The organism is Mesorhizobium sp. C277A (assembly GCF_040324395.1).
In the GTDB taxonomy this organism is placed as follows: domain Bacteria; phylum Pseudomonadota; class Alphaproteobacteria; order Rhizobiales; family Rhizobiaceae; genus Mesorhizobium.
This window is the reverse complement of record NZ_JAMYVW010000002.1, coordinates 2806579-2832822: the sequence shown is the minus strand read 5'-3', so window position 1 is coordinate 2832822 and position 26244 is coordinate 2806579. Positions and strand designations below refer to the sequence as shown.

Genomic DNA, 26244 nt, shown 5'->3' with positions numbered 1-26244 from the left:
ATGCACCTGAGAGATTTAGCCGGTATCCTGCCTGTCGAGGGAACATCTTCCCGCGATGTGGAGGTAACCGGGATTTCGTCGGATTCCCGCACGGTCAAGACCGGCGTGGTCTTTTTCGCGCTCGCCGGCAGCAAGGCGGATGGTTCGGCCTATGCCGCCGATGCGGCAAAGCGCGGCGCAGCGGCGGTTGTCGTTGGCAACGCCAGCGCCGTTTCCGGCCTGTCCGTCCCGGTGCTCAGCGTCGACGACCCACGCCTGGCGCTGGCGCTGAGCGCGGCACGTTTCTTCGGCAGCCAGCCGGAGACCATGGTCGCGGTTACCGGCACCGCAGGCAAGACCTCGGTCGCCGCCTTCACCAGGCAGATCTGGGAGCAGGCCGGCTTTGCCGCCGCGTCCATCGGCACCACCGGCGTGGTGGCGCCGGGCCGCAACGACTACGGTTCGTTGACCACGCCCGATCCGGTGGCTTTGCACCAGTTGCTCAAGGAATTGGCGGAAGCCGGCGTCACCCACGCCTCGATGGAGGCTTCCAGCCATGGTCTCGACCAGCGCCGTCTCGATGGCGTCAAGCTCGCCGCGGGCGGTTTCACCAATCTCGGCCGCGACCATATGGACTATCATCCGACGGTCGAGGACTACCATCGCGCCAAATTGCGCCTGTTCGACACGCTGCTGCCGAAAGGCGCGCCGGCGGTCATCTTTGCCGACGATCCGTGGTCGGCGCCGACCATCCAGGCTGCGCAGGCCGCCGGGCTCAAGGTGCTGACGGTCGGCCGCCATGGCGATTTCCTGCGCCTGAAGCGGGTCGAGCACGAGCGCCACCGCCAGCGCGCCGAGGTCGAAGCCGACGGCGTGCTCTACGAGATCGACCTGCCGCTCGCCGGTGACTTCCAGATCGCCAATGCCCTGGTTTCGGCCGGGCTGGCCATTTCCACCGGAACGTCGGTCGCCAAAGCTTTGACGGCATTGGAGAAACTTCAGGGGGCTCCGGGACGGCTCGACCTTGTCGGCGCCACCGCCAATGGCGCGCCCGTCTATGTCGACTATGCCCACAAGCCGGATGCGCTGGAAAATGTGCTGGCCGCCGTGCGCCCGTTCACCACCGGCCGCGTCATCGTCGTGTTCGGCTGCGGCGGCGACCGCGACCGGGGCAAGCGGCCGATCATGGGCGGAATCGCCACGCGGCTCGCCGACGTCGTCATCGTCACCGACGACAATCCGCGCTCGGAAGTGCCGGAAACGATCCGTGCCGCGATCCTGGCAGCCGCACCCGGCGCCATCGAAATCGGCGACCGCCGCAAGGCGATCCACGAAGCGGTCGCCATGCTGAAAGCGGGCGATACGCTGATCGTTGCAGGCAAGGGCCATGAAGAGGGCCAGACCATCGGCGCCGAGACTTTTCCGTTCTCCGACCACGAGGAAGTCCGGTCGGCGCTGCGGGAGCGGGCCGCATGAGCGTGCTCTGGACTTCCGAGGCGCTGGTCGACGCCATGGGCGGTCGGCCGCTCGGGCCGATGCCGGAGGGAATTTCGGGGATCTCGATCGACAGCCGCAGCCTGCAGCCGGGCGACGCCTTCTTCGCCATCAAGGGCGAGGCGATGGACGGCCATGACTTCGCGACCGCGGCGATCAAGGCCGGCGCCGGCGTGCTGGTCGTTGCCGAGGGCAAGTTGCCGTCGCTTGGGCGGCTGACGGCGCCGATGATCGTCGTGCAGGATGTGCTTGCCGCACTCGAAAAACTGGGCGTCGCCGCACGCGCCCGGTCCAATGCAAAGATCATCGCGGTGACAGGATCGGCCGGCAAGACCACCACCAAGGAGGCGCTGCGCCATGTGCTGTCGGCCGTCGGCACGGTGCATGCCTCGGCGCAGTCCTTCAACAATCATTGGGGCGTGCCGCTGACGCTGGCGCGCATGCCCGGCGATTGCGACTATGCGGTGTTCGAGATCGGCATGAACCATCCGGGCGAGATCCGGCCGCTGGTCAAGATGGTCCGGCCACATGTGGCCATCGTCACGATGATTGCCGCGGCGCATCTCGGCTTCTTTAGAAATCTCGACGAGATCGCCAAGGCCAAGGCTGAGATCTTCGAAGGCATCGAGCCCGGCGGTGCGGCCTTGCTCAACCGCGACGATGCGCGCTGGAAGCTGCTAGACAAGATGGCGCGGGCCGCCGGCGTCGAACATGTCTTTGGCTTCGGCGAGAATACACGGTCGACCTACAAGCTGACCAAATGCGAGCTGCATGCCGATCATTCCGATATCACCGCCAGGATCGGCGGTCAGGATGTCGTTGCCCGGATCGGCGCGCCCGGCCGCCACATGGTACAGAATGTGCTCGCCGTTCTTGGCGCGGCGCATCTCGTTGAAGCTGACATCGCAAAGGTGGCGGAAGCGCTGGCCGATCTCTCCGCCGAACGCGGCCGTGGCAAGCGCCATATGCTTCGCCACCCCAAGGGACCGATCACACTGATCGACGAGAGCTACAACGCCAATCCGGCCTCGATGGCTGCTGCCATGGCGCTGCTCAACGCGACGCCTGTCACGGGCGAGGGCCGGCGCATCGCCGTGCTCGGCGACATGCTCGAGCTCGGCGACCATTCGGCCAAGCTGCATGCAGCCCTTGCCGAGTTGATCGTCGGCACCGGCACAAACACGGTCTTTCTCGGCGGTCCGGAAATGCGGGCGCTGGCAGACATCCTGCCCGACGAGATCAAAACGGAATACCGCGCCGGCGCCGAGGAATTGAAGCCGCTGCTGTTGTCGACGCTGAAGGCCGGCGACGTGGTGATGATCAAATCGTCGAAAGGCATCGGCTTTTCAAAGCTGGTCGAGGCCTTGCTCGGCAAATATCCGGCGGAAGCCGCAGGCACGAAACAGAACTAGTCCGGGGAACGGAATCGTATGTTTACATTGCTCGTCGATTTTGCGGACAAGGTCTCGGTCTTCAATGTCTTCCGCTACATAACTTTCCGCACCGGCGGTGCGCTGATCACCTCGGCGCTGATCGTCTTCATCTTCGGGCCGACCATCATCAATTCGCTTAGGCTGCGGCAAGGCAAGGGCCAGCCGATCCGCGCCGATGGCCCGCAGACGCATTTCAAGAAGGCCGGCACGCCGACGATGGGCGGGCTGATGATCCTGTGCGGCATCGTCGGCTCGTCGCTTCTATGGGCGAACCTCTCCTCGATCTATGTCTGGGTGGTGCTCTTGGTGACGCTGGGCTTCGGTTCGATCGGCTTTTACGACGACTATCTCAAGGTAACCAAGGAGTCGCATCTCGGCTTTTCCGGCAAGGCGCGGCTGGCGTTGGAATTCGTCATCGCCGGCATCGCCGCCTGGGCGATCATGCATAATGGCCAGGCGCCGTTCTCGTCGTCGCTGACCTTCCCCTTCGCCAAGGAATTCATCATCAATCTCGGCTGGTTCTTCGTGCCGTTCTCCTGCTTCGTCATTGTCGGCGCCGGCAATGCGGTGAATTTGACCGATGGCCTCGACGGGCTGGCGATCGTGCCGATCATGATTGCGGCGGCATCCTTTGGCGTCATCGCCTACCTCTCCGGCAATGCGGTGTTCGCCGAATATCTGCAGATCCATTTCGTGCCCGGCACCGGCGAGCTGGCTGTCGTGCTCGGCGCCGTCATCGGCGCCGGCCTCGGCTTCCTCTGGTTCAACGCCCCGCCGGCGGCGATCTTCATGGGCGACACCGGTTCGCTGGCCATGGGTGGCCTGATCGGTACGGTCGCGGTCGCCACCAAGCACGAGATCGTGCTGGTCATCGTCGGCGGATTGTTCGTCGTGGAAATCCTGTCGGTCATCATCCAGGTCGGCTACTTCAAGATGACCGGCAAGCGCGTCTTCCTGATGGCGCCTATCCATCATCATTTCGAAAAGCTCGGCTGGACCGAAAGCCAGGTGGTGATCCGCTTCTGGATCATCGCCGTCATCCTGGCGCTGGTCGGCCTGTCGACCCTCAAGCTGAGATAGGAACCCGCTTGATCCCCGCCGCATCCTTTTCGGGCAAACGCGTTTCGCTATTCGGGCTCGGTGGCTCGGGGATCGCCACGGCGCGCGCGCTGATCGAGGGCGGCGCCGACGTGCTTGCCTGGGACGACAATCCCGATAGCGTCGCCAAGGCTGCTGACCAAGGCATTGCGACCGCCGATCTGCGCGGCGCCGACTGGTCGAAATTCTCGGCCTTCGTGCTCTCGCCCGGCGTGCCGCTGACGCATCCCAAGCCGCACTGGACGGTGGAGTTGGCGCGTGGCTCCGGCGTCGAGGTGATCGGCGATATCGAATTGTTCTGCCGCGAGCGGATTGCGCGCGCGCCTGATGCGCCGTTCATCGCTATCACCGGCACCAACGGCAAGTCGACGACCACGGCGTTGACCGCGCATATCCTCAAATCGGCAGGGCGCGACACGCAAATGGGCGGCAATATCGGCCGGGCCATCATGACGCTCGATCCACCGCAGGCTGACCGGGACTATGTCGTCGAGTGTTCGTCCTACCAGATCGATCTCGCGCCCTCGATCAACCCGACGGCCGGCATCCTGCTCAACCTGACGCCCGACCATCTCGACCGCCACGGCACCATGCAGCATTACGCTTCGATCAAGGAGCGGCTGGTTGCCGGCAGCGAGACGGCGATCGTCGGCGTTGACGATTCCTGGTGCGCGCAGATCGCTGACCGGCTGGAGAGGGCGGGCCGGGAGGTGATCCGCATCTCCAAGCGGCTGCCGCTGACCGACGGCTATTTCGCCGACGGCTCTGATCTGATGGAAGCCGTGCATGGCCGCTACAGCCGCGTCGCCTTCCTCGAAGGCATCGGTTCGTTGCGCGGCCAGCACAATGCGCAGAACGCGCTTGCCGCCGTCGCAGCTTGCCTCAAGGTCGGCTTGAGCCTGGGCGAAATCCAGGCGGGACTGGAAAGCTTCCCCGGCCTCGCGCATCGCATGGAGCAGGTCGGCCGCAAGGATCATGTGCTGTTCGTCAACGATTCCAAGGCGACCAATGCCGATGCGGCGGCACCGGCGCTGTCGAGTTTTTCGCGCATTTACTGGATCGCCGGCGGACTGCCCAAGGAAGGCGGCATCGAGCCGTTGCGCGGTTTCTTCCCGCGCGTCGCCAAGGCCTATCTGATCGGCGAGGCGGCGCCCGCATTCTCGGCGACGCTCGGCGAAGCCGTGCCCTATGAAATCTCGGGCACCCTGGCCGCCGCGGTCGACCATGCCGCGAAAGACTCGGCCAAGGATGACAACGGCGAGGTGGTGGTACTGCTGTCGCCGGCCTGCGCCAGTTTCGACCAATTCAAGAATTTCGAAGTTCGCGGCGAAGCCTTCAGGCAAGCTGCGAATGCTATCGAGGGTGTCAAACCCATCGGAGGGGCACGATAATGCAAAGCCGTCTCGACAAAAGCCCGGTTGCAACCTGGTGGTGGACGATCGATCGCTGGTTCCTGGCGGCGTTCCTGTCGCTAATGGGGCTTGGCATCGTCTTGTCCTTTGCGGCAAGCCCGGCGGTGGCCGAACGCATCGGCCTCGATAGTTTCCACTTTGCCACCAGGCAGATCATCTTCACCGTGCCGGCGCTCGGCGTGATGCTGGCGGTCTCCTTCCTGGAATCGCGGCAGATCCGGCGCATGGCGCTGATCATCCTGGGCATCATGCTGGTGCTGATGGTGGCCGTGCTCTACATCGGCGTCGAGGTGAAGGGCGCGCGGCGCTGGGTGTCGTTTGTCGGCATGTCGATCCAGCCGTCGGAATTTCTGAAACCCGCCTTCGTCATCGTCTGCGCCTGGCTGTTCGCCGAACACAAGCGCCAGCCCGACATCCCCGGCAATTTGTTTGCCATGCTGCTGCTGATCCTGGTCATCTCGCTTCTGGTGGCGCAGCCCGATCTCGGCCAGACCATGCTGGTGACCGGCACCTGGGGCGTCATGTTCTTCATGGCCGGCCTGCCATGGCTATGGATCATCGCGCTTGGCGCCACCGGCGCCGGCGGCCTGTTTGCCGCCTATACGGTGTTCCCGCACGTCGCCGCCCGCATCGACAAATTCCTGACCGGCGAAGGCGACACGTTCCAGGTCGACATGGGTCGCGAGGCGCTGATCAACGGCCACTGGTTCGGCGTCGGCCCGGGCGAGGGCACGGTCAAGCGCGTCATCCCCGACGCGCATGCCGACTTCGTCTTTTCGGTCGCCGGCGAAGAGTTCGGGCTGATCATGTGCTTCTTCATCATGTCGATCTTCGCCTTCATCGTGCTGCGCGGCCTCAGCACGGCGCTGAAGGAACATGATGATTTCACCCGCTACGCCGTCGGCGGTCTCGTCACCGTGTTCGGCCTGCAGTCGGTCATCAACATGTGCGTCAACCTGCAGCTGATGCCGGCCAAGGGCATGACGCTGCCTTTCATCTCCTATGGCGGCTCCTCGCAGATCGCCATTGCCATCTCGATGGGCATGGTGCTGGCGCTGACCCGCAAGCGACCGGAAAAGCGCAAGCAGATGGGCTTTGCCCTGTCGCAGCGCGCCCTGCCGGCGGAGTGATATGGCGCGGGGTGTGATCCTTCTCGCGGCTGGCGGAACCGGTGGACATCTGTTTCCGGCCGAGGCGCTGGCGCATGAGCTGATCGAGCGCGGCTGGGGCGTGCATCTGGCGACGGACGACCGCGCCGAGCGCTTTGCCGGCCATTTCCCGGCCGCCGCCATCCATCCGATCCAGTCGGCGACGATGGGCTCGAAAAACCCTGTCGCGCTGCTTGGCGCGTTCTGGAAGATCTGGCGCGGCGTGCGCCAAGCCTCCGCCGTCATCGCCAGGATCAAGCCTGATGCGGTCGTCGGCTTTGGCGGTTATCCGACCTTGCCACCGCTCTATGCCGCGACGCGGCGCAAGCTGCCGACGCTGATCCATGAGCAGAACGCAGTGATGGGCCGCGCCAACCGGGCGCTGTCCGGGCGCGTCGATGCCATCGCCGGCGGCTTCCTGCCGCAAGATGAAAGTGCCACAGGCGCCAAGACGGTGACGACAGGCAATCCGGTCAGGCCGCCAATCCTGGAGGCGGCAAAGACGCCCTACACCGCATCCAAAGGGGCGGATCCGTTCAGGCTCCTGGTGTTCGGCGGCAGCCAGGGCGCGCAGTTCTTTTCCGACGCCATGCCGACGGCGATCGCACTTCTGCCGGAGGCGCAGCGCAAGCGGCTGGTGATCACCCAGCAGGCCCGCGCCGACGACGTGGCGCGGGTGAAGGCCGGCTATGCGGCACTCGGCGTCCATGTCGACGTCTCGCCCTTCTTCACCGATATGGCACAGCGCATGGGCGCGGCGCATCTGGTGATCTCGCGCTCCGGCGCCTCGACGGTTTCGGAGATCGCCGTCATCGGCCGGCCGGCGCTGCTGGTGCCTTATCCCTATGCGCTGGATCACGATCAGGCGGCGAACGCAGCCGCCCTTGCCGCGGCGGGCGGCGGCGAGGTGCATCCGCAATCGTCACTGTCGCCGGAGCGCATCGCGGCTCTCATTGGCGGGCTGATGGACACTCCCGAGCGGCTGACGGCCATGGCTGCCGGAGCGAAGTCGGCTGGCCGGCCGAACGCGGCACGGTTGCTCGCTGATCTCACAGAGGCTATTGCGTCCAGAAAAACCGTTTCGGATTTCAGGAAAGGGACGCATTGATGAAGATGCCGCAGACCATCGGCCTTGTGCATTTCATCGGCATTGGCGGCATCGGCATGAGCGGCATCGCCGAGGTTCTGCACAATCTCGGCTACAAGGTGCAGGGTTCGGACCAGGCCGACAGCGCCAATGTCCAGCGGCTGCGCGACAAGGGCATCGAATGCTTTGTCGGCCACAAGGCCGAGAATATCGGCGCGGCCGAAGTGGTGGTCGTCTCCACCGCGATCAAGAAATCCAATCCCGAGCTGAAGGCCGCGCGGGAGAAGTTGCTCCCAATTGTCCGCCGGGCCGAGATGCTGGCCGAACTGATGCGCTTCCGCCAGGCGGTCGCGATCGGTGGCACGCATGGCAAGACCACAACCACGTCGATGGTGGCGACGCTGCTCGATGCCGGCGGGCTCGACCCGACGGTGATCAATGGCGGCATCATCAATGCCTATGGCACCAATGCCCGTATGGGCGATGGCGAGTGGATGGTGGTCGAAGCCGACGAAAGCGACGGCACCTTCCTCAAGCTGCCGGCCGAGATCGCCGTCGTCACCAACATCGATCCCGAGCATCTGGACCATTATGGCAGTTTCGACAAGGTGCGCGAGGCCTTCCGGCAATTCGTCGAGAACGTGCCGTTCTACGGTTTTGGCGTGATGTGCACCGACCATCCGGAAGTACAGGCGCTGGTCAGCCGCATCGAGGACCGCCGCGTCATCACCTATGGCGAGAACGCGCAGGCCGATGTGCGTTTCACCAACCACCGCATGGCCGGTGCCGTCTCGGCATTCGACGTGGTGATCCGCGACCGCAAGACCGGCGGCCAGACGACGATATCGGATCTGCGGCTGCCGATGCCCGGCCGCCACAACGTCTCCAACGCCACCGCCGCAATTGCGGTCGCGCATGAACTCGGCCTGTCGGCCGAAGCGATTAAGAAAGGGCTGTCGTCCTTTGCCGGCGTCAAGCGGCGCTTCACCCACACCGGCTCGTGGAACGGCGTCGACATCTTCGACGATTACGGCCACCACCCGGTCGAGATCACGGCGGTGCTGAAAGCGGCGCGCAGCGCCACCAAGGGCCGCGTCATCGCCATTGCGCAGCCGCACCGCTTCACCCGGCTGCATGATCTGTTCGACGAATTTTCGGTCTGTTTCAACGATGCCGACACCGTGATGGTGGCGCCGGTCTATGCGGCGGGCGAGGAGCCGATCGACGGCGTGACCTCGGAGGCGCTGGTGTCGCGCATCCGCTCCGGGGGCCATCGCGATGCGCGCTACGTCGAAACCCCTGCCGCGATTTCGCCCGTCATCCGCGCGTTGGCGAAACCGGGCGACTTCGTCATCTTCCTGGGCGCCGGCAACATCACCCAATGGGCCTATGCGCTGCCTGGGGAACTCGGCGGTACCGTCTCATGATGCGCGGCCAGGACCTGCTCGACAAACTTGGCGACCGGCTTGCCGGCCTGCGCGGCCGCATCACGCCCAATGCCGAGATGGACAAGATCACATGGTTCCGCGCCGGCGGTCTGGCGGACGCCCTGTTCCAGCCGGCCGACGAGGAGGATCTGGCTGCCTTCCTGCGCGCCGTGCCGGAGGACATCCCGCTCACCATCGTCGGTGTCGGCTCCAACCTCCTGGTGCGCGACGGCGGCATTCCGGGTTTCGTCATCCGGCTTTCGGCCAAGGGTTTTGGCGAGGCCGAGGTGGTTTCGCCGACCGTCATCAAGGCCGGTGCTGCGACGCCCGACAAGCGCGTCGCGGCCGTCGCTTATGAGGCCGGCATTGGCGGCTTTCATTTCTATCACGGCATTCCCGGCGCCATCGGCGGGGCGCTGAGGATGAATGCCGGCGCCAATGGCGTCGAGACGCGGGAACGTGTCGTCGAGGTGCGGGCGCTCGACCGCAAGGGCAATCTCCACACCCTCAGCAATGACGACATGGGCTATGCCTATCGTCACTCGGCCGCACCTGCCGGGCTGATCTTCACCTCCGCCGTTTTCGAAGGTGTTCTGGAAGACCCGGAGGCGATCAAGGCGGCCATGGACGCCGTCCAGACGCATCGCGAGACGGTGCAGCCGATCCGCGAGAAGACCGGCGGCTCGACCTTCAAGAATCCGGAAGGCACCTCGGCCTGGAAGGAAATCGACAAGGCCGGCTGCCGCGGGCTGATGATCGGCGGCGCGCAGATGTCGCCGATGCACTGCAACTTCATGATCAACACCGGAACAGCGACCGGATACGACCTCGAATATCTCGGCGAGACGGTGCGCGCCCGCGTGCTTGAAAATTCAGGCATCCGCCTGCAGTGGGAAATCAAGCGGCTCGGCAATTTCCGCCCCGGCCATGCCGTGCAGGAATTCCTCGGACAGCTTCTTTAGCGCAAGCTGAAGTTCATGTGATGCTTGAACTTCAAACGGTCTGAAACAACAGCGCCACCGTTGCTCCAAAGACTCACAACACGCTTTTTCCGGCCGTTTTCGCGGAAAGTGAAACTGTCGGAATCATAAGCACTTGCCAGCGAATCAACTCTCTGATTCTCTGCCTTAAAGCGTTTCCTGATTTGAGTCGTTCGACGCGTCGACCGCGTTTTCCGTCTGGGGGGCAACCTGCCGGGAGACTCGGACTCAATCTGGTCGCTGAATGCGTGGTTGCGGGCCCGCCGTGAGAGGGATGACGGGATATGAAGAACAAGCATGTGGCTGTCCTCCTGGGCGGATTCTCGTCCGAGCGGCCCGTGTCTCTGTCTTCGGGAAAGGCGTGTGCGGATGCGCTTGAGAATGAAGGCTACCAGGTTACCCGCGTCGATGTTGCGCGCGATGTCGGCGCCGTGCTCACCGAACTCAAGCCCGATGTCGTCTTCAACGCACTGCACGGCCCGTTCGGTGAAGACGGCACCATCCAGGGCATCCTCGAATATCTGGCCATTCCCTACACCCATTCGGGCGTGCTCGCCTCGGCGCTCGCCATGAACAAGGAGCAAGCCAAGAAGGTCGCCAAGGCTGCCGGCATCGCGGTGGCGGAATCGAAGGTTGCCAGCCGCTTTGCCATCCAGAACAAGCATCCGATGAAGCCGCCCTACGTGGTCAAGCCGGTCAATGAAGGCTCAAGCTTCGGCGTCGTCATCGTGCATGAAGGCCAGTCGCATCCGCCGCAGGTCATCGGCTCGTCCGAATGGAAATATGGCGAGACCGTCATGGTCGAGCGCTACATCCATGGGCGCGAGCTGACCTGCGCCGTCATGGGCGACGTGGCGCTCGGCGTCTGCGAGATCATTCCGACCGGCCATTCCTTCTACGACTATGATTCAAAATACGTCGCCGGCGGATCAAAACACGAAATCCCTGCTAAAATTTCATCAAATATTTACCAAAAAATACAGACACTGGCACTCAAGGCACATCTGGCTATCGGCTGCCGGGGCGTTTCCCGATCGGACTTCCGCTATGACGACCGTCACTCCGAAAACGGCGAGATTGTCTGGCTCGAGATCAACACTCAGCCGGGCATGACGCCGACGTCTTTGGTGCCTGAAATCGCCGCCCAGGCCGGGCACTCGTTTGGCGAATTGTTGAGTTGGATGGTGGAGGACGCTTCGTGTCTGCGTTGAAATGGGGACAGGACAAGGGCAGGGGCGGCGCCGGGCCGGCGCTGTTCGGCATGTCGTTGTCGTTTGACCATTTCGTGCTGCCGCGCGTGCTGCGCCGGCCGGTGCGCGTGCTGGCGCGCCTGGGCGGCGGCGACTTCGTCGCGCCGCGCTTTTCCGCGGCCATCCTTTCGGCTTCGCTCATTGCATCGAGCAGCCTCTACGGCGCCATTCTCGGCGGTCATGCCGACGACATCGTCCAGAGCATCACCGCCCGGACCGGCTTTGCCGTCGACCAGATCAAGGTGGTCGGCAACCGCCAGACTTCGGAGATCGACATACTGGACCGGCTCGAGCTCGACGGCTGGACGTCACTGATCGGCTTCGATGCCGAGGCCGCGCGTGAACGTATTGATACCTTGCCCTGGGTCGAGGTGGCGGCGGTGCGCAAGGTCTATCCACATACGCTGGAAGTGCGTGTCGAGGAGCGCGAGCCCTTCGCGCTCTGGCAGCAGGGCGCGGAGCTTTCGGTCATCGAACGCTCTGGCGCGGTGATCGCGCCGTTCTCCGGCGGCAAGCAGGCGCTGCTGCCGCTGATCATCGGCACCGGCGCGCCGGCCAAGGCCCCCGACTTCGTGGCCAAGATCAACAAATTTCCCGAGCTCGCGGCTCGGGTCAAAGGCTATATCCGCATCGGCGAACGGCGTTGGGACCTGAAGCTGGAAAACGGCATCACGATCAAGCTGCCCGAGGATGGCGAGGATCAGGCGATTGCCGACCTGGTTCGGATGGACCACGACAACGGGCTTCTGACGCGGGACATCGCCGCCGTCGACATGCGCATCTCCGATCGCCTGGTGGTGCAGCTGACGCCGGAAGCGGCGACGCAGCGCCAGGCCGCGCTCAATGAAAAGCCGCAAAATCTGAAGCGCAAGTCGGGGACGAAGATATGAGCTGGCTTGGCGGCAACAGCGATGCCTCTTCGCGGCGTTCCGGCACGCTCACCGTGCTGGATGTCGGCTCGAGCAAGGTTTGCTGCGTGGTGGCGAAACTGAAGCCGCGCGAGGACGGCAAGCTGTTGCGCGGCCGCTCGCACCGCATCCAGGTAATCGGCATCGGCCACCAGAAATCGCAAGGCGTGAAGTCGGGCGTGGTCGTCGATCTCGACCGTGCGGAGCACGCCATTCGCCTGTCCGTCGACGCCGCCGAACGCATGGCGGGACTGACGGTGGATTCGCTGATCGTCAACATGACGGCGGGCCGGCTGAAGAGCGAAACCTATTCGGCCACGATCAATCTCGGTGGCCATCAGGCCGACGAAGCCGACATCAAGCGCGTGCTTGCCGCCGGCGCCAAGCAGGCGCTCAAGGCCGAACGCGACGTGATCCATTCGCTGCCCGTCGGCTTTTCGCTGGACTCCGAGCGCGGCGTGCGCGATCCGCGCGGCATGGTCGGCGACCAACTCGGCGTCGATATGCATGTACTGACGGGCGATGCCGCGCCGCTGCGCAATCTGGAGCTATGCATCAACCGCTCGCATCTTTCGGTCGAGCGCATGGTGGCGACGCCCTATGCCAGCGGGCTTGCGGCCCTGGTCGACGACGAACTGGAAATGGGTGCGGCCTGCATCGACATGGGCGGCGGCACGACGACCATCTCGGTGTTTTCGGAAGGCAAATTCGTCCACGCCGATGCCATTGCCATCGGCGGCAATCATGTGACGCTCGATATGGCCAAGGGCCTGTCGACCTCGCTCGACGCCGCCGAGCGGCTGAAGGTGATGCATGGTTCGGCGCTGCCTGGCAGTGCCGACGATCGCGACCTGGTCTCGATCCAGCCGATCGGCGAAGACGGCGAGATGCCGCTGCAGATCCCGCGCTCGGTGATGACGCGCGTCATCCGCGCCCGCATCGACGAGACGCTGGAACTGTTGCGCGACCGGCTGAACAAGTCGGGCTACGGCAATGCCGTGGGAAAACGCGTCGTGCTGACCGGCGGCGCCAGCCAGCTTGCGGGTCTCCCCGAGGCGGCGCGCCGCATTCTGGGACGCAATGTGCGCATCGGACGCCCGCTCGGCGTGGCGGGCCTGCCGGAAGCTGCCAAGGGGCCGGCTTTCTCGACGGCGGTCGGGCTGCTGATCTATCCGCAGATGGCGAGCTTCGAGAGCCATCCGGCGAAAGGAATTTCCGGTCTCAGGATGACCGGGACGGGCGGAAAACTGCATCGCATGAGTCAGTGGTTGAGAGACAGTTTCTAATTGACGGGGACAGCCCCATAGGCGGCCGCGGCGGCGAAGCGGCGGGAAAGGCAAAGGACGGAGACAATGACGATCAATCTGCAAAAGCCGGACATCACCGAGCTCAAGCCGCGGATCACCGTATTCGGTGTCGGCGGCGGCGGCGGCAATGCCGTCAACAACATGATCACCGCGGGCTTGCGCGGTGTCGAGTTCGTCGTGGCCAACACCGATGCACAGGCGCTGACCATGTCGAAGGCCGAGCGGCTGATCCAGCTCGGCGCGCATGTCACCGAGGGGCTCGGCGCCGGCTCGCAGCCTGAAGTGGGCCGTGCGGCGGCGGAAGAGTGCATCGATGAGATCATCGATCATCTCTCCAACACCCATATGTGCTTCGTCACCGCCGGTATGGGGGGCGGCACCGGAACCGGTGCGGCTCCCGTGGTTGCCCGCGCGGCGCGCGAACGGGGTATCCTCACCGTCGGCGTCGTCACCAAGCCGTTCCATTTCGAAGGCCAGCGCCGCATGAAGACGGCGGATCTCGGCATCGAGGAGCTGCAGAAATGTGTCGATACCCTGATCGTCATCCCCAACCAGAACCTGTTCCGGCTGGCCAATGACAAGACCACCTTTGCCGACGCCTTCGCCATGGCCGACCAGGTGCTCTACTCCGGTGTTGCCTGCATCACAGACCTGATGGTCAAGGAAGGTCTGATCAATCTCGACTTCGCCGACGTGCGTTCGGTGATGCGCGAAATGGGCAAGGCGATGATGGGCACCGGCGAAGCTTCGGGCGAGGGCCGCGCGATGGCCGCCGCCGAGGCGGCGATCGCCAATCCGTTGCTCGACGAGACCTCGATGAGGGGCGCCAAGGGCCTGCTGATCTCGATCACCGGCGGCCGCGACCTAACCCTGTTCGAAGTCGACGAGGCCGCGACCCGCATCCGCGAGGAAGTCGATCAGGACGCCAACATCATCCTCGGCGCCACCTTCGACGAGGAACTCGAAGGCGTCATCCGCGTCTCGGTGGTCGCCACCGGCATCGACAAATCGGCAGCTGAAATTGCCGCGGCGCCGATCTCGATCCGGGCCGTGCCGCCGCAGCAGAAGCCGGTCAGCCGCCCAGCGGCTCCGGGGGCGGAAGGCCGTCCGGCACCGGTCCAGCAGCAGACCTATGAGCAGCGCGCGGCCGATCCGGTGGCCGAGGCGATCCAGCTTGCCGAGGCCAATGCGGCGGCAATGGCTCGTCCGGCGCCGATGGCCCAGGCGGAAGATTTCCGCCCGCAGAGCAAGATCTTCCAGGCCCCGCCTGCCCAGCCGCAGCCTGTCGTGCAGCAGGTGATGCAACCGGCGCCGATGCGGGAAATGCCGCAGCCGGTGGCTGCCGCACCGCAGCGCATGCCGCGGGTGGAGGATTTTCCGCCGGTGGTGCGGGCCGAGGTGGAAGCCAAGGGCCGTCCGGCCGACCATGAAAACAGCGGGCCGATGGGGCTGCTCAAGCGGCTGACCAACGGGCTGACGCGCCGCGAAGAAGAGCCGGCCCGGTTGCAGCCGGCACAGCCGCGCGAACCGAAACTGCGCCAGGCGGCGCCGGAAATGCGCCGCCTTGCCAGCCAGGATCCGCAGCTTTACGCGCCGCGCCGCGGCCAGCTCGACGATCAGGGCCGGTTGACGCCGCAGACCAGGTCGACCCAGGAAGACGACCAGCTGGAGATACCAGCTTTCCTGCGCCGCCAGGCCAACTGAGCCGTTAACGGTATGTAACACTTGTTAACAGGCAGACGAGAGATTGTCTGCCTGTTAACGTTTAAAGTGGTTTAATAACAAGGCGTTACGATGTGACGCTCAAGGTCTGTCGCGGTTACACAGAGTAAGAAACCGTGATTTGGAGTCTCCCTGACAGACCATTATCTTTGCCGCAGCACTTTCGGTGTGCTGGGATTCGGGGAAGTGGCCCTGCCTGCCGATAAAAAAGAGCCGCGCCTTTTGGGTTAAAGCGGACTTAGGCGTTTGGGCTATGGGGTTTGTCTTGCAAGACTATCAGACGACACTGAAATCGCGTGCAACGCTGACCGGTACCGGCGTTCACAGCGGCAAACCGGTCACCGTCAATTTCCTCCCTGCGGACGCCGACACCGGCGTGCTCTTCCACCTTTCGAACGGAAGCGAGAGCCGCGAGTTCCGCGCGCTGGTTGCTGAAGTCGGCGCGACCGATCTCTGCACCATGCTCGGCGATCCGGCAGGCGAGCATATCGCCACCGTCGAACATCTGATGGCGACGCTTTTCGGGCTCGGCATCGACAACATCGTCATCGAGATCGACGGTCATGAGGTTCCGATCCTCGATGGCAGTGCGGTGGCGTTCGTGGAAGCCATCGACCAAGCCGGCATCGAGACGCTGGCGGTCAAGCGCCGCTACATCAGGGTGGTCAAGCCCGTCCGCATCGAGAATGGCGCGTCCTGGGCCGAGTTCAGGCCCTATAGCGGCACGCGCTTCGAGGTCGAGATCGATTTCGAAAGCCCGGCGATCGGCCGCCAGCTATTCGCCTCCGACATCAACCCCGACATCTTTCGCCAGGATATCGCGCGCGCCCGCACCTTCGGCTTCATGAAGGATGTCGAGCGGCTGTGGGCGGCCGGCTATGCGCTGGGCTCCTCGCTGGAGAACTCGCTGGTGATCGGCGACGACAACCGGGTGATCAACATGGGTGGCCTGCGCTATCCCAATGAGTTCGCTCGCCACAAGACGATGGACGCCATGGGCGACCTGGCGCTGGCCGGCGCCCGTTTCATCGGTTGTTTCCGCTCCTATCGCGGCGGTCACCGGATGAATGCGGCTGCTTTGCGGCGACTTCTGTCCGACCGTTCGGCCTTCGAGGTCGTCGAGACCACGCGCCGCGAGCGCGGCCGCACCGCCGAGATGAGCGCCGTCACCGGCCCTGTCTTTGCACCTTGGGTGATCTGATTCTTAACGTATTTCTGGCTTTCTGAACGCTGGCCGGTGTTGCACGGATGCATCACCGGCGGTGAAAGTGCATAGCTTTCCGGGCAACACCAAGCCGCCACAAAAATGTGCGATTGGCTAGACATAGCGTTGCTGGGCAAGGCAGTTATGGTTTATGGCTGCTGCCGTCTGTTAGGCGCATGTCGCTCAAAAGTGGGGATCAGTTTTGAGGGAACGCCATGCGAAAGGCATTGAACTAACGCCGAAAGGGCGCAATCCAATCATGTTCTTCAAGCGAGTTGGTCAATCGAAAGCGCCGTATCGGGCTGTTTTCCTGGCGCTTTCGGTGGTTGTGCCATCGCTCTTCCTCTCGGCCTGCATGTCGTCCGAGAAAGACGTCGACCTGTCGACCTATGTCGACCAGACCGAACCGGCCGACGTCCTTTACAATCAAGGCCTTGCCAATCTCAATGCCGGCCGCCTGGATGAGGCGAGCAAGAAGTTCGACGCCGTCGACCGCCAGCACCCCTATTCGGAATTCGCCCGCAAATCGATGGTGATGGGCGCCTTCGCCGACTATCGCGCCGGCCGTTATGACGAAGCGATCGGCTCGGCCAAGCGCTATCTCACGCTCTATCCGTCGACCGACGACGCGGCTTACGCCCAGTATATTATCGGGCTGAGCTACTACAAGCAGATCAAGGACGTCACCCAGGATCAGAAGGAAGCACGCCAGACCGTGCAGACGATGCAGGATCTGGTGACGCGCTGGCCGACGTCGGAATATGTCGACGACGCCAAGGAAAAGATCCGTTTCGCCAACGACCAGCTGGCCGGCAAAGAGATGCAGATCGGCCGCTATTATCTCGAGCGGCGCGAATACATTGCTGCCGTCAAGCGCTTCCGCAACGTTGTCGAGAACTATTCCAACACCCGCCATGTCGAAGAGGCGCTGGCGCGTCTGGCCGAAAGCTATTACGCCATGGGCTTGACCTCGGAAGCGCAAACCGCCGCTGCTGTGCTCGGCACCAATTATCCCGACAGCCAATGGTACAAGGATACCTACAAGCTGTTGCAGAGCAACGGGCTTGAGCCGCGCGAGAATGCCGGATCGTGGATATCCAAGGCCGGCAAGCTGATCACCGGCGCCTGACGCCCGAGCATCGACTGAGGCGGAACGCGCTTTTCGGATTGATCCGACGCTCAAACAAAAAGATAGTGCGGCGCTGCGACTCCATCGGTCGCATGCCGCTTCACAGCGGTTCAGTGGTTTGATTGAGGCGCTGAACCGTCCTAACTTTTTGTTCTACGCAATTCCGGACGGAAAACCGCTACGCACTTTTCCCGGAATTGCTTGAGGTCCGGGTTCTGATGCTTTCCAGACTGTCGATCCGCGATATCGTCCTGATCGAGAAGCTGGATATCGACTTCCAGCCCGGCCTTTCCGTGCTGACCGGTGAAACCGGCGCCGGCAAATCCATCCTTCTCGACGCGCTGTCGCTGGCGCTTGGCGCGCGCGGCGACGCCTCGCTGGTGCGCCACGGCGCGGCACAGGGCCAGGTCATTGCCGTCTTCGATGTGCCGCGCAACCACCCGGTGCGCGCGCTGCTGGCCGAAAACGCCATCGAGGATGACGGCGACATCATCCTGCGCCGGCTGCAGACCGCGGATGGCCGCACCCGTGTCTTCGTCAACGACCAGCCGTCCAGCGTCACCCTGATGCGCGACATCGGCCACGCGCTGGTCGAGATCCACGGCCAGCATGACGAGCGGGCTCTGGTCGATCCCGGCGCCCATCGCGAATTGCTGGACAGTTTTGGCGGCCATCTGGGCGCTGCCCGCGCGACCGGCGAGGCGTGGCGCTACTGGCGTGGCGCCGAGCAGGAGTTCGTCAGGCACCGCGCCAAGGTCGAGGCAGCGGCGCGCGAGGCCGATTATCTCAGGGCCTCGGTGGCGGAACTGGCAAAGCTCGATCCGCAGCCCGGCGAAGAGACGCAACTGGCCGAATTGCGCGCCACGATGATGCGGGCCGAAAAGATCGCCTCGGAAATACACGATGCGCAGGATGTGCTGTCAGGCCCGTCCTCGCCACTGCCGCAACTGGCCAGTTTGCTCCGGCGCCTGCAGCGCAAGGCCAGCGAAGCGCCGGGCCTGCTCGAGGATGTGGTGAAGTCGCTGGATGAGGCGATGCTGTCGCTGGATGCAGCGCAATCGGGCGTCGAGGCGGCACTGCGCGCTACCGAATACGACCCGCAGCGGCTGGAGAAGGCGGAGGAGCGGCTGTTTTCGCTGCGTGCGGCCTCACGTAAGCACAGTGTGGCCGTCGACGATCTGGCGCAACTGCGCGACACCATGTCCGCCGATCTCGCCGATCTTGATGCCGGCGAGGGGCGCCTGCATCTCTTGGAAAAGCAGGCCTCAGCGGCGCGCGAAGCCTACGATATTTCCGCAGCCCAGCTGTCCTCGCTTCGCCATGCGGCCGCGGTCGGCCTGACCAAGGCTGTGATGGCCGAATTGCCGGCGCTGAAACTGGAACGGGCTGAGTTCATCGTCGAACTGGCCAGCGATGGCGAGAACCGCATGGAAGAAGGCATCGACCAGGTCGAGTTCTGGGTGCGCACCAATCCCGGCACCAGGCCTGGGCCGATGATGAAGGTCGCTTCCGGCGGCGAGCTGTCGCGCTTCCTGCTGGCGCTCAAGGTGGCGCTGGCCGACCGTGGCTCGGCGCCGACATTGGTCTTCGACGAGATCGACACCGGCGTCGGCGGCGCCGTGGCCGATGCGATCGGCCAAAGGCTGGCCAGGCTGTCGAAGCGCGTGCAGGTGCTGTCGGTCACGCATGCTCCGCAAGTGGCGGCACGCGCGGCAACGCATTTCCTGATCTCCAAATCCGGCGGCTCGGACAAGGTCGCCACCGGCATTGCCGAGATGGACCGGGCGGCGCGCCAGGAAGAGATCGCGCGCATGCTGGCCGGCGCCACCATCACCGAAGAGGCGCGCGCAGCCGCCGAACGGCTGCTACGCGAGAATATTGCTGCAGCGTAGTCGTCGCAAGGCTTTCGGACTGAGTCAGGATATGGCTCCATCCCGCTGTTCAGGAATGCTTTTTCCGAAATCCTGATTTATGGTGCCTCGCCACTGTCCAGGGACCGCTGCATGTCTGAAAAACCAGTCGAATCGTTGAGCGAAAGCGAAGCCGCGGATGAGCTCCAGCGGCTGGCCGAGGAGATCGCCGGTCATGACCGGCGCTATCATGCCGAGGACGCGCCGACGATTACGGACGCAGAATATGACGCGCTGCGGCGGCGCAATCTTGCCATCGAGGAGCGCTTTCCCGGTCTGGTGCGCGAGGATTCGCCCTCGCTGCGGGTCGGCGCCGCGCCGGCGGAAGGCTTTGCCAAGGTGCGCCATGCGGTGCCGATGCTCAGCCTCGCCAAGGCCTACACAGACGAGGACGTCACCGATTTCATCGAGCGTGGCCGGCGCTTCTTCGACCGCGACAAGGACCTCGACATCGCGTTTACGGCCGAGCCGAAGATCGACGGCCTGTCGGCGTCGCTGCGCTATGAACGCGGTGTGTTCGTGCAGGGTGCTACGCGCGGCGACGGCGCTGTCGGCGAAGACATCACCGCCAATCTCAGGACCATCGCCGACATCCCAGCCAAGCTCAAAGGATCGGGCTGGCCCGAGACCATCGAGATCCGCGGCGAAGTCTACATGACCTATGCGGAATTCGAGGCACTGAAGGCCCGCTCGGCGGCGGTGGGCGGCCAGGACTATGTCAATCCGCGCAATACGGCAGCGGGCTCCTTGCGACAGAAGGATGCGTCCGTCACCGCCAGCCGCAATCTTAAATTTTTTGCTTATGCCTGGGGCTACACGACAGCGGATCCTGCACCGACCCAATATGATTCGGTGCAGAAATTCGCCGAATGGGGGTTCAAGGTCAGCCCGCTGATGGTGCGGGCGAAGTCGGTCGAGGAGCTGATCGCGCACTACCACAAGATCGAGGAGCTGCGTTCGTCGCTCGGCTACGACATCGACGGTGTCGTCTACAAGGTCGACCAGCTGGAATTGCAGCGTCGCTGGGGCTTTGTCACCGGCGAGCCGCGCTGGGCGGTTGCGCATAAATTCCCGGCCGAACAGGCGATGACGACGGTGCAGAAGATCGACATCCAGGTCGGCCGTACCGGTACGCTGGCGCCGGTGGCGCGGCTAGCGCCGGTCACGGTCGGCGGCGTGGTGGTCGAAAACGTCACGCTGCACAATGAGGACTACATCAAGGGTTTTGACAGCAACGGCTTGCCGATTCGCGACGGCATCGATGTCCGCATCGGTGACACGGTTGTCATACAACGGGCGGGCGATGTCATTCCGCAGATCGTCAGCGTCGTCGTCGACAAGCGGCCGGCTGATGCGGTGCCTTACGAATTCCCGCACATTTGTCCGGTCTGCGGCTCGCCGGCGACGCGCGAAATCAACGAGAAGACCGGCAAGGAGGATTCGCGCCGGCGCTGCACCGGCGAGCTGATCTGCGCCGCGCAGGCCGTGGAGCGGCTGCGTCATTTCGTGTCGCGCGGCGCGCTCGACATCGAGGGGCTGGGCGCCGAGAATATCGACCTGTTCTTCAATTCGGGACTGGTCAAGACCGCCGCCGATATCTTCACCCTCAGGGATCGCCGCCCGGCCGTCACCAGGGCGCTGGCCGAGCGGCGCGAGGAGCAGGCTAGGCAGCGCGAGGCGGCATCGGGCAAGGCGCGCAAGAATGTGCGCGGTGTCGAGAACCGCAATTATGAAGGCCTCGACAAGCTGTTCGCGGCCATCGATTCGCGCCGCCAGCCGGAGCTCGACCGCTTCATCTTCGCACTCGGCATCCGCCATATCGGCGAAACGACGGCGGCCGTGCTTGCCCGGACGTTTTCGACCATCGAGGAGCTGATCCGCGTCGGCAAGGAAACGGCGGCGGCTGAGGATCCGCACAGCGTCTTCCCCTCCATCAACGGCATTGGCGACACGGTGATCGACGCGTTGCGCGATTTCTTCGGCAATGAACGCAATGACGACGTGCTCGACAGACTGCTCGAACAGGTCAAGCCGAAGCCGTATGTCGTCACCGTGTCGACCGACAGCGAGGTTGCCGGCAAGACCATCGTCTTCACCGGCACGCTGGAAAAGATGACACGCTCCGAAGCCAAGGCGATGGCCGAACGGCTCGGCGCCAAGGTGGCGGGTTCGGTGTCGGCGAAGACCGATCTGCTGGTGGCCGGGCCGGGCGCTGGCTCCAAACTGAAGCAGGCCAGCGAACTCGGCGTCGAAGTCATCGACGAGGACACCTGGCTGCAACGGGTCGGCAAGGCATGACCGCCGGTTCGTTCAAAGGGTTCGGGCAAAAGGCCATACCGTTCCTCAAGGCGCTCGACTTCCACCAGAGCCGCGAATGGTTCCAGGAAAACCGCGCGCTTTACGACAGCGAGTTGCATGAGCCGTTCTGCGATCTGGTCGAGACGCTGACCGAGCGCTTCGCGGCGGCGGGTCTGGGCTTGCGCGGAGACCGCAAGAAGTCACTGTTTCGCATCAACCGCGACGTGCGCTTCGCCAAGGACAAGCGGCCCTACAACCAGCATTTGTCGGCCATGCTGTCGCCGGATGGCACCAAGATGGAGCAGGGCGTGTTCTTCGTCTATGTCGGGATCGACCGCTGCTTTGCCGATGTCGCCTGGTGGAATCCGGAGCCGTCCCTGCTGCTGGCGATGCGCAAGGCGATCGTCGCCCGGCCGGCCGAGTTCCGAAAACTGCTCTCAACGCTGAAGAAAAACGGCTTCGAACTTGAAACCGAGGGCCGCATGAAGCGCACGCCGCGCGGCTTCGAGCAGGTCAACGAACCCGATCTTGTCGACGCCATCCGCAACCGGCACTTCTATGTCCAGCACATGATCGATCCGGCTGGAATTCACGCGCCGACGCTGGTCGACGAGCTTGTCGATTTCGCCTTGCGCGCCAAGCCGCTGCTTGACTGGGGCAGGGCGATCCAGGGCACGGCACCGCGGAGCTAAATCAGCCCGGCGCACTGCACGGCTACATCCGCATCAAAAGACCGCCGTCGACTGCCAGTTCGATGCCGGTGATGTAGCTTGCCGCATCGGAAAGCAGGAATAGCGCGGCATTGGCCATGTCCTGCGGCGTGCCGATGCGGCCGAGCGGCGCATAATTGGCAACGGCCGCGCGTTTCTCTTCGGTGTCCCAGCGCGCCTGCAGCGGCGTCAACGCCATTCCCGGGCAGATCGAATTGGAGCGGATGCCATCGCCCGCCAACTGCATGGCGAGCGACTTCGACAGCGCACAGACGCCGGCCTTCGATGCCTGGTAGGCATCCTGCGGGGTCGGATCGCCGCGATACCACTGGATGGTGGAGAAGTGCACCATGGCGCCGCCGCGTCCGCCGGCCCGCATATGCGGAACCACCGCCCGCGCGGTGTGGACGAAGGATTTCAGATTGATGTTGAAGACCTGATCCCAGACATCGAGGTCCATCTCGAGGGCCGATTTGTCGCGACCGAACCAGAGCACGCCTGCGACATTGGCGAGATAATCGATGCCGCCGCGCTCGCGGCCCGCGGCATTGATGGTCTGCTCGACGAAGGCGGCGTCGGTGAGGTCGCCCTGGGCAAAGGTGAGCCGGTCGTCATAGGCGGCAAGCGACGCCGGACGCGGCTTGACGTCGATGGCGGTGACCGAGGCGCCGGCATCGAGCAGCGCCAGCGAGATCGCCTCGCCCATACCGCCACCGGCGCCGGTGACGACCGCGTGCCTGCCGGTGAAGTCATAAGCGATCATCCGAACCCCCTCATTTGTTTTTACAACATCAGTTTCGCTGATTTGTTGGCTCAAGCGAATTCGTCTGACTTTTCAAACGCCGGCTCCTACATAGCAGCGCGAGATGGGAATGTGACATGTCGGCAGAGACCTTAAGCGAAAATTCCGTGGCCAGCGACTTCTGGGACGGCGTGCGGCTGTCGATGCCGGTGGTTGTCGCCGCGGCGCCATTTGGGCTGCTGTTCGGCGCCATCGCCGTCGACAACGGCTTTTCCGTTCTCGAAGCTTTCTTGATGAGCGCGCTGATCTTCGGCGGCGCCAGCCAGATGGTCGGCATCGAATTGTTCGGCCAGCATGTCGCGCCATGGCTGATCGTGCTGTCGATCTTCGCCGTAAACTTCCGTCACGTGCTTTACTCCGCCAGCATCGGCCGGCGAATCGCGCACTGGCCGGTTATCAGCCAAGCGCTGGGCTATTTCGTGCTCACCGATCCGCAATTCGCGGTGGCCGAGCGTAAGGCCGAAGCCGGCGAGACCGTTGGCTTTGCCTGGTACATGGGGCTTGGCCTGCCGGTCTATGTGTTCTGGGGGATCGAGAGCGCGCTGGGCGCGGTGTTCGGCAAGCTGATCCCGGACACGCATGCGCTCGGCATCGACTTCCTGCTGCCGATCTATTTCCTCGGGCTGGTCATGGGCTTTCGCAACCGGCTACTGTGGCTGCCGGTGGTGATCGCCAGCGCCGCGGCGTCGATCATTGCCTACAAAACTGTGGGATCGCCATGGCACGTCTCCATCGGCGCCGTTGCAGGCGTGCTTCTGGCCGTCATCCTGCCGCCGCACCATAGCGGTGTGGAGGCAAAACGATGAGCGCGACTTTGTGGATCATCATTGCCGGCGCGATCGCCACCTATCTCACCCGCGTCGGCGGCCATCTGGTGATCTCGCGCTTCGACCACATCCATCCACGCGTCGAGGCTGGCTTGAACGCCGTGCCGGCGGCGGTGTTGACGACGCTGGTGGCGCCCGCCGCACTCAGCGCCGGACCGGCGGAATGGGCGGCACTGGTCGTCGCCGCTGTGGTCTCGCTGCGCGGCGGACTGATGGCGATGTTTCTGGCAGGGGCTGCCGTACTTATTATCGCACGGCAGTTCGTCGGGTAATCAAATCTTCGCGTCGTGCGGCAGCGGCGCTGTCGCTTTTTCCAGCCAGGCCAGCGTCTCGCCGTCGAGCATCGGGCCGATCTCGGCCAGCACCCAGGCATGGTAACTATCCAGCCAGTGCAACTCCTCGCGCGTCAAAAGGTCGGTGCGGATCAGCCTGATATCGATCGGCGCCAGCGTCAGCGTCTCGAAACCGTGCATGGCGATGTCGCCGCCCTCCACCTGTTCGGCCGGCGTCACCAGGATCAGGTTCTCGATGCGGATGCCGTAGGAGCCTTCCTTGTAATAGCCGGGCTCGTTGGACAGCATCATGCCGGCCAGCAGCTTTTCGGTGCCGGTGCGGGCGATGCGCTGCGGCCCTTCGTGCACCGCCAGATAGGAGCCGACGCCATGGCCGGTGCCGTGGGCAAAGTCGCAGCCATGCTTCCACAGCGCCATGCGCGCCACCGCGTCGATTTCCGAGCCGCGCGTGCCGGCGGGAAAGCGCAGCGTCGAAATGCCGATCATGCCCTTCAGCACCAGCGTAAAGCGCTCGCGCATCTCCTCGGTCGGCTGGCCGATCGGCACCGTGCGGGTGATATCGGTGGTGCCGTCCTGATACTGGGCGCCGGAATCGAGCAGGAACAGTTCGCCCTTTGCCAACTCGCGGTTGGTGGCGCGCGACACGCGGTAGTGCATGATGGCGCCGTTCGGACCGCTGCCGGAAATGGTGTCGAAGGAGACATCGCGCAGCGGCATCTGCGTTTCCTCGCCGGTCTGCCGGCGCACCTCCTCCAGCTTGGTGACAACGGTTATTTCGTCGAGCGTGCCCGGCTTTTGCCGTTCCAGCCAGCACAGCAGTTTCGCCACCGCCGCCCCGTCTCGGCGGTGCGCCGCGCGGCTGCCGGCGATTTCCGCCTGGTTCTTCGTGGCGCGCGGAATGCGGGCGGGATCGGGCGCCAGGACGACGGCGCCGCCATTGTCCTCGACCAGCATTCTCAGCTTTTCTGCCGCCAGCACCGGATCGAGCGCGATCTTGGCGCCGCCCTTGGCAAGGGCGACGACCGCCGCCTCGAATTCGCCGGGCTCGTGCAGATCGGCGAGTTGGGTGAGATAGGCGGCAACCGTGCGCGAAAACTTGCGGCTGTCCATGAACAGCTGGTGCTTGCCATCTGCTGCAAGGATCGCAAAGCCGAGCGCCAGCGGCGTGTGCGGCACGTCACCGCCACGGATGTTTAAGGCCCAGGCGATCGAGGAGGGATCGGTGAGCACGGCGTGCGTCGCGCCCTCCTTGCCGATTGCCGCCGCCAGCCGCGCCAGCTTGTCCTTCGCCAGTTCCCCGGCAAAGCCGATCGGGTGGATTTCGACTGGCGCCGCCGGTGGTGCCGGCTGATCCTTCCAGATGATGTCGATCGGGTTATTGTCCAGCGGCACCAGCGTCGCGCCGGATTGCTCGGCCGAAGCCTTCAGCGCCTTGATGTCGCCAATCGTGTGCAGCCAGGGGTCGAAGCCAAGCGTGGCGCCCTTGCCGAGATTGTCCTTGATCCAGGAGGCCGGCGGGTTGTCGACGAGACTCTCGATCGCAAAAATGTCGAGATCGACCTCGTGGCGCACTTGCAAGGTATAGCGGCCATCGACGAACATGAAGGCGCGGTCACGCTGCACAAGTGCTACGCCGGCCGAGCCGCTGAAGCCGGTCAACCATTTCAGCCTCGCCGAGCGATCGGCGACATATTCGCCCTGGTGCTCGTCCGCGCGCGGCACCAGGAAACCGTCGAGGCCATTATCCGCCAGCCATCGCCGCAGCAACGTCACGCGCGGCTTGCCGACGCTCGGGTCGCCTGCGGAATCGAAGGTCTGGAACATGG

The 26244-nt window shown here is 64.1% G+C and carries 21 protein-coding genes; 19 read left to right on the top strand and 2 right to left on the bottom strand.

What is annotated here, in order from left to right; translation table 11 throughout:
- The 17 genes from NKK52_RS14140 to NKK52_RS14060 all read left to right on the top strand — a co-directional run bounded on the left by NKK52_RS14140 (position 1) and on the right by NKK52_RS14060 (position 22478).
- Positions 1–1455 carry a UDP-N-acetylmuramoyl-L-alanyl-D-glutamate--2,6-diaminopimelate ligase gene (locus NKK52_RS14140; RefSeq protein ID WP_023682140.1) on the top strand — a complete coding sequence of 485 codons (1455 nt, stop codon included), beginning with the start codon at positions 1–3 and terminating at the stop codon, positions 1453–1455.
- Positions 1452–2885, top strand: a complete 1434-nt coding sequence (locus NKK52_RS14135; protein ID WP_023682139.1) for a UDP-N-acetylmuramoylalanyl-D-glutamyl-2,6-diaminopimelate--D-alanyl-D-alanine ligase — start codon at positions 1452–1454, stop codon at positions 2883–2885. The genes NKK52_RS14140 and NKK52_RS14135 overlap by 4 nt, the downstream gene beginning before the upstream one ends.
- Before the next feature lie 18 nt (positions 2886–2903).
- Entirely contained in the window at positions 2904–3986 is a 1083-nt protein-coding gene (gene mraY, locus NKK52_RS14130; protein WP_023682138.1) for a phospho-N-acetylmuramoyl-pentapeptide-transferase, read from the top strand.
- 8 nt (positions 3987–3994) lie between these two features.
- Positions 3995–5395, top strand: a complete 1401-nt coding sequence (gene murD / locus NKK52_RS14125; RefSeq protein WP_023682137.1) for a UDP-N-acetylmuramoyl-L-alanine--D-glutamate ligase — start codon at positions 3995–3997, stop codon at positions 5393–5395.
- Positions 5395–6546 (top strand): putative lipid II flippase FtsW, encoded by a 1152-nt coding sequence (gene ftsW / locus NKK52_RS14120; protein WP_023668275.1) that lies wholly within the window; start codon positions 5395–5397, stop codon positions 6544–6546. Before murD ends, ftsW begins: the two co-directional genes overlap by 1 nt.
- Before the next feature lies 1 nt (position 6547).
- Positions 6548–7672 (top strand): undecaprenyldiphospho-muramoylpentapeptide beta-N-acetylglucosaminyltransferase, encoded by a 1125-nt coding sequence (murG, locus tag NKK52_RS14115; protein ID WP_023682136.1) that lies wholly within the window; start codon positions 6548–6550, stop codon positions 7670–7672.
- Positions 7672–9078 carry a UDP-N-acetylmuramate--L-alanine ligase gene (murC, locus tag NKK52_RS14110; protein ID WP_023668277.1) on the top strand — a complete coding sequence of 469 codons (1407 nt, stop codon included), beginning with the start codon at positions 7672–7674 and terminating at the stop codon, positions 9076–9078. Before murG ends, murC begins: the two co-directional genes overlap by 1 nt.
- Positions 9075–10040 (top strand): UDP-N-acetylmuramate dehydrogenase, encoded by a 966-nt coding sequence (gene murB, locus NKK52_RS14105; protein ID WP_031197918.1) that lies wholly within the window; start codon positions 9075–9077, stop codon positions 10038–10040. Before murC ends, murB begins: the two co-directional genes overlap by 4 nt.
- 302 nt (positions 10041–10342) lie before the next feature.
- Positions 10343–11269 (top strand): D-alanine--D-alanine ligase, encoded by a 927-nt coding sequence (locus NKK52_RS14100; protein WP_023668279.1) that lies wholly within the window; start codon positions 10343–10345, stop codon positions 11267–11269.
- Positions 11257–12198 (top strand): cell division protein FtsQ/DivIB, encoded by a 942-nt coding sequence (locus NKK52_RS14095; protein ID WP_023682134.1) that lies wholly within the window; start codon positions 11257–11259, stop codon positions 12196–12198. Before NKK52_RS14100 ends, NKK52_RS14095 begins: the two co-directional genes overlap by 13 nt.
- Positions 12195–13502, top strand: a complete 1308-nt coding sequence (gene ftsA / locus NKK52_RS14090) for a cell division protein FtsA (RefSeq protein ID WP_023682133.1) — start codon at positions 12195–12197, stop codon at positions 13500–13502. Before NKK52_RS14095 ends, ftsA begins: the two co-directional genes overlap by 4 nt.
- 66 nt (positions 13503–13568) lie before the next feature.
- Positions 13569–15227: a cell division protein FtsZ gene (ftsZ, locus tag NKK52_RS14085; RefSeq protein WP_023705548.1), complete on the top strand. Its 1659-nt coding sequence runs from the start codon at positions 13569–13571 to the stop codon at positions 15225–15227.
- Between the two features lie 271 nt (positions 15228–15498).
- Positions 15499–16446, top strand: a complete 948-nt coding sequence (lpxC, locus tag NKK52_RS14080; RefSeq protein ID WP_023668283.1) for a UDP-3-O-acyl-N-acetylglucosamine deacetylase — start codon at positions 15499–15501, stop codon at positions 16444–16446.
- A gap of 262 nt (positions 16447–16708) precedes the next feature.
- Entirely contained in the window at positions 16709–17578 is an 870-nt protein-coding gene (locus NKK52_RS14075) for an outer membrane protein assembly factor BamD (protein WP_023668284.1), read from the top strand.
- Between the two features lie 218 nt (positions 17579–17796).
- Complete coding sequence (recN, locus tag NKK52_RS14070) at positions 17797–19470, top strand: DNA repair protein RecN (protein WP_023682132.1); 1674 nt, start codon at positions 17797–17799, stop codon at positions 19468–19470.
- Positions 19471–19581: 111 nt separating this feature from the next.
- A complete protein-coding gene (gene ligA / locus NKK52_RS14065) occupies positions 19582–21786 on the top strand; it encodes an NAD-dependent DNA ligase LigA (protein WP_023714767.1) in 2205 nt (734 codons plus the stop codon).
- Complete coding sequence (locus tag NKK52_RS14060; RefSeq protein ID WP_023682130.1) at positions 21783–22478, top strand: DUF2461 domain-containing protein; 696 nt, start codon at positions 21783–21785, stop codon at positions 22476–22478. The genes ligA and NKK52_RS14060 overlap by 4 nt, the downstream gene beginning before the upstream one ends.
- A gap of 22 nt (positions 22479–22500) precedes the next feature.
- Here NKK52_RS14060 and NKK52_RS14055 read toward each other — a convergent pair whose 3' ends face one another.
- Positions 22501–23259 carry an SDR family NAD(P)-dependent oxidoreductase gene (locus tag NKK52_RS14055; protein WP_023682129.1) on the bottom strand — a complete coding sequence of 253 codons (759 nt, stop codon included), beginning with the start codon at positions 23257–23259 and terminating at the stop codon, positions 22501–22503.
- Positions 23260–23375: 116 nt separating this feature from the next.
- Here NKK52_RS14055 and NKK52_RS14050 point away from each other — a divergent pair, with 116 nt between their 5' ends.
- Positions 23376–24104 (top strand): AzlC family ABC transporter permease, encoded by a 729-nt coding sequence (locus NKK52_RS14050; RefSeq protein ID WP_023682128.1) that lies wholly within the window; start codon positions 23376–23378, stop codon positions 24102–24104.
- On the top strand, positions 24101–24397 hold the full coding sequence (locus NKK52_RS14045) for an AzlD family protein (protein WP_023682127.1): 297 nt from the start codon (positions 24101–24103) through the stop codon (positions 24395–24397). The genes NKK52_RS14050 and NKK52_RS14045 overlap by 4 nt, the downstream gene beginning before the upstream one ends.
- On the opposite strand, the gene NKK52_RS14040 is transcribed toward NKK52_RS14045, so the two are convergent.
- On the bottom strand, positions 24398–26242 hold the full coding sequence (locus NKK52_RS14040) for an aminopeptidase P family protein (protein WP_023682126.1): 1845 nt from the start codon (positions 26240–26242) through the stop codon (positions 24398–24400). It lies immediately after the preceding gene.
- Positions 26243–26244 lie beyond the last annotated feature (2 nt).